This window comes from Embleya sp. NPDC059213, from assembly GCF_042754445.1.
Taxonomy (GTDB): domain Bacteria; phylum Actinomycetota; class Actinomycetes; order Streptomycetales; family Streptomycetaceae; genus Embleya.
Window position 1 is genome coordinate 1 of the sequence record NZ_JBHZAV010000355.1, and the last position, 4,451, is coordinate 4,451.

2 protein-coding genes are annotated in these 4,451 nt (G+C 70.4%); both read left to right on the top strand.

Annotated features, from left to right (window positions below; genetic code table 11):
- Positions 1-743: 743 nt before the first annotated feature.
- Positions 744-3,437 carry a Helicase associated domain protein gene (locus ACFXMF_RS46955; protein WP_379992674.1) on the top strand — a complete coding sequence of 898 codons (2,694 nt, stop codon included), beginning with the start codon at positions 744-746 and terminating at the stop codon, positions 3,435-3,437.
- 234 nt (positions 3,438-3,671) lie between these two features.
- Positions 3,672-3,845 (top strand): hypothetical protein, encoded by a 174-nt coding sequence (locus tag ACFXMF_RS46960; protein ID WP_360323277.1) that lies wholly within the window; start codon positions 3,672-3,674, stop codon positions 3,843-3,845.
- Positions 3,846-4,451: the final 606 nt, after the last annotated feature.

Below are 4,451 nucleotides of genomic sequence, written 5' to 3' on the forward strand. Positions count from 1 at the left end.
GTCCCTCAGCCGCTGCGCGGCTGACGAGCGAAGCTCGGCGCGTTGCGCCGAGCAAGTGCTGGGCACCCGCGTTGCGGGTGCCGGGTGCCGCGTTGCGGCACCCGCAGCCGGCGCGTTGCGCCGGCTGGAAGGTCCCCCGCTGCGCGGGGGACAGGGCCCGCGTTGCGGGCCCGCCAGCAGCCAAGTAGGGGGCTTGTGACGGGTGTTCGAGCCGGGCGTCTTGTATTGGAAGCAGGCTCAGAACCTATCTGACGCACCGTCAGAAATATCTGACTGACCGTCAGAACCAACCCCCGAACCACCAGCAGACCAACCCCGCCCGCACACCCATGATGACACACCCACACGCCTTGACGCCACCCCGACGCTTAGACAACATGGCCCATACGAATCCCAGGAAAACACGAGCACCGCCGGCGCCCGGACGGGCCGGGGCCGGCTCGAACCGGCCGACCGACGGCACTCCCACACCCGGACCCACCGGCCACCCACACCACACCTGACCAGCACGAACACCGACCCACATCGAGCGCTAGGACCACCCGGCCGAGGCCCCGGCCCGCACCCCGAGACCACCCCTCGACACCCGGCCGACCCCACCCGAGACACCCCGACGAACCACAGGACCGACACACCCGGTCGCCCCGTGAATATGGAACACGAAAACAGGAACCACATGAAATCCATATCGGGAACCATGGAATTTCGCTCGGAATTATGACTCCCGACGAATAGGAATCGAAATGAAAACTCCGCTTTTCCCTCACCAGACCGAGGCCGTACAGAACGTCGTCCGGGAATTCCGGAGTCCGCCCGAGGAAATGGCGGAACTTCGCGCCGGCTCCGGGCCGTGGGCCGGCCTCCGTACGCAGGTCGTGGCCGCGACCGGCACGGGGAAAACGCGCATCGCGGCCGTCTGCGCGGCCCGTCTGGCGCCGCGGGGCCGCGTGTTGGTCCTGGTGCCCACCCTGGACCTGCTGACGCAGACCGTGGCCGCGTGGCGGGCCGCGGGGCGCACCGGCCCGATGATCGCCGTGTGCTCCCTCCGGGGGGATCCCGCACTGGACGCAGCCGGCGTCAGGTGCACCACCAGCGCACCCCAATACGCCCTCTGGTCGGGCCGTACGCGGCACCTCACCGTTTTCGGGACGTACGCCTCCCTTCGGGTGCTGCTGCGGGCTCAGCGGGGCGTATACGGCCTCGAACCCCCGGCGGCGATGGACCTCGTGATCGTGGACGAGGCCCACCGAACCTCCGGTGCGCTCGGGAAGGCGTGGGCGGCGATCCACGACAACCGCCGACTCCCGGCCGCGCGGCGCCTGTACCTCACCGCCACGCCCCGGATCTGGGAACCACCGCCCGGCAGCACCTACGCGGCTCTGGCCACCGATCCGCCGGTGCCCGAGCTGGATCCCATGGACCCGGATCCCGAGCTGGACGAGTGGGAGGGCTGGGAGGCGGGTGACGAGGACTTCGGCCCGGACGAGGACGAGGACCGGGAGGGGCCCGAGGAACGGAGCGCCTACCAACCTCTGCCGGTCGGCTATGCGGCCTCGATGGACGACGAGAGGTTGTTCGGCAGGGTTTCCTACTCGCTACCCCTGTCGGCGGCGGTGGCCGCTGGCCTGGTTGCGCCTTTTCGGATCGTGGTGGCGGAGGTGACCGACCCGGACGTCCAGGCCGCCGCCGCGGCGAGCGGGAGCCGGCTCAACCGGTTGTCGACGCGGCCGGCGGACGTGGAGGAGTACCGGGGGGCGCGGTTGGCCGCGCTGCAAACGGGGTTGCTCAAGCTCGCGTGGGAACACGACCTGCGGCGCGTGTTGACGTTCCATCACCGCACGATCGAGGCCGAGGCGTTCGCGGTCGGCCTGCCCCGGGCATTCGCCCGGCTGCGCAAGGGGGCGTCGGGGGCGTACCCGGGGAGCATCGCGGCGGACTGGATTTCCGGGGAGCACGACCCGCTGCATCGGCGGCGGGTGTTGGGGGCGTTCGGGGCCGGCGCGGACGCGGACGGCGTGGCCGTGACCAGGGCGTTCGTCAGTAATTGCCGGGTGCTCGGGGAGGGCGTGGACGTCCCGGAAATCGACTCGATCGCGATCCTGGACCCCAAAGGGAGCATCGTAGAAATTGTTCAGGCGGTGGGCAGATGCATCAGGCCGTCGGCCGCCGGCACCAAGCTCGCGAGCATCGTCGTCCCCATCTTTTTGGAGCGTGGGGAGACACGGGACGACATGCTCGTGTCTCCTTCGTGGCGACCGCTCCAGCGGGTGCTTCAGGCGTTGCGGGCGCACGACGCGTCCATCTGCGACGTGCTGGCCGTACCCCAAGTCAACGGAGAGGCCCAAGAGTTGGCCACAGCGCCGGACGGCGACGACCAGGCGCAGGGCGACGTCGACGGCGAGGAGGGCGGGGAACGCCCCGAGTGGCGACCGATCCTGCGCTTCTCGACACAACGCGATCCGGTGGAGATCGCGCGATTCGTGGACCTGCGCGTGGTGGACCCGCAATCCCGCAATTGGCTGCGCGGGTATGTCGCCGCCGAGCGGTACCGACGCACCCACGGAGACCTCGCCGTTCCCATTGATGCCGTTGACATCGATCACCACGGAATCAAATTCCCGCTGGGGCGCTGGATTTCGGAAATGCGCGCCGAATACGCGAAAGGCCATTTGGAGCAGGAACAGATTCAACGGCTGGAATCCCTCGGGATGGTGTGGTCGGTGCACGATCAGGCGTGGGAGGACGGACTCGCCATAGCGCGTGAGTACGCGCGGCTGCACGGGACGTTGGCCGCGCCGGCCGACGCCGTGATCGACGGCCACCCCATCGGAACGTGGCTCGCGAACCGCCGCGCCCAGGACCGACGAGGCGAACTCGCCACCGGGCGCGGCGCGGCGCTGGACGCTCTGGTGGAGGGTGAGGCGTGGCATCCGCCGCACTGGCCGGTGGCGTGGCAGCGGCACGTCACGTACGCGGCCGAGTATCTGGCCGAACTCGGGGGCGGGGCGCGGTTGGACGATGTCGGCCTGGACGTGGTGCACCGCGGTACGGGGATCGGGCGGTGGGTGGCTCGGCAGCGGTCGGGGTGGGACGGGCTGAACGCGGCGCAGCGTGAGCGGCTGCTCGCGTTGGGGCTGACGGCGCCCGCGTTGGTCGACGCCGAGGCCGAGGCGGTGCCGGCCGTGCCGGAGGGGCCTCGGCCGCCGCGCACGCGCGAGCAGGCGTGGACGATCGCGCTCGGCGCGGCGGCGGCCTACCGGGCCCGGGTGGGGCACCTGGAGGTGCCGCGCGGGCACGTCGAGTCGGTGGTGGCGTTCGACGGGTGGCCCGAGGACGTACGGCTCGGGGTGTGGGTGACGACGACCAGGAGCAGGCGGGCGAAACTGTCGGCCGAGCGGATCGGGGCGTTGGACGTGTTGGGGATGCGCTGGACATGAACCGGATGTGAGATCCGAAGCGAGGTTCGTGTGGGGTTCGGGGGTGGGGTCGTATCGTCTCGTTCGTGGAACCGGCCGCGTCCCGGGGCCGGTTGCCGGGCCGGGGCCCCGCCCACCCAGCCCAGATTGTGATGCACATCACATCGACTCGTCTGTGAAGTCGCGTAAGGACTCGGCGCGATCCCACTCCCTCTTTCTCGAATGAGCGTTTTTGCGTCCGACGAAAGGGAACCCGTGTCGACTCCGCCCCCACCCCCACCACCGCCGCCCCTGTCCGTGCGTCTGCTGGTGTTGCTCGCCCTGGCCGGCGGCACCGCGATCGCGACGTGGCGGCACCCGTCCCTCGGACTCCCGCTGACCGTCGGCGTCTCCGTCCTGCTCGCCCTCCACGCCATGACCCAACCCTGACCGAATCCGGGCACACCCACCACGACGGGTCGAGACGTCGACCACCCCCGCGCCGAGCCGGAAAAAGGGGACCCGGGGCATCTCGGGCGCAGCCTCGAAGCGGTCGAGGCGTTGACCACCGAGCCGCCGGCCGACATCACCGACGCGAGTGGCGCCCGCGCGCCGCCCGGCGCCGCGCTGCGGGCCGGGACGACCGCGGTGTGATGGTGAAACGCCGGAGGCCGGTGGATTCCGGCCGGCAACGTACCCTCGATGTATTGGCAATCGGCACGAACCCGACCTGCCGGTTCGTCAAATCCGTCCCTGCGAACCCGCCAGTGATCGACAGCGCGAATCCGGATGGAACCGGCAGGAACACACTGACACTCGAATGACGAACGATCACCGACGAACCCCCGCAGATCATCACATAGGCGACGACGCAGAGCAGGGGTGTCGGTGCGGGAGTTCGGCCCGGTGAGGCAAGTCGGCGACGGATGCCTCCGGTGAAGGGATGGACCGAGCCGGTGTCCGGTGACAACCCCGGGGTGGGGCCCGGCACCCGCCGGGGGGGGGCGCGGGGGGGGGAGGGGGCGGAGGGTAGGACGGCGGGGGGGGCGGGGGGGA

What these genes read in the sequence shown, in the direction of transcription:
- ACFXMF_RS46955 (WP_379992674.1), top strand. Translation starts at nt 744, where the DNA reads ATGAAAACTCCGCTTTTCCCTCACCAGACCGAGGCCGTACAGAACGTC.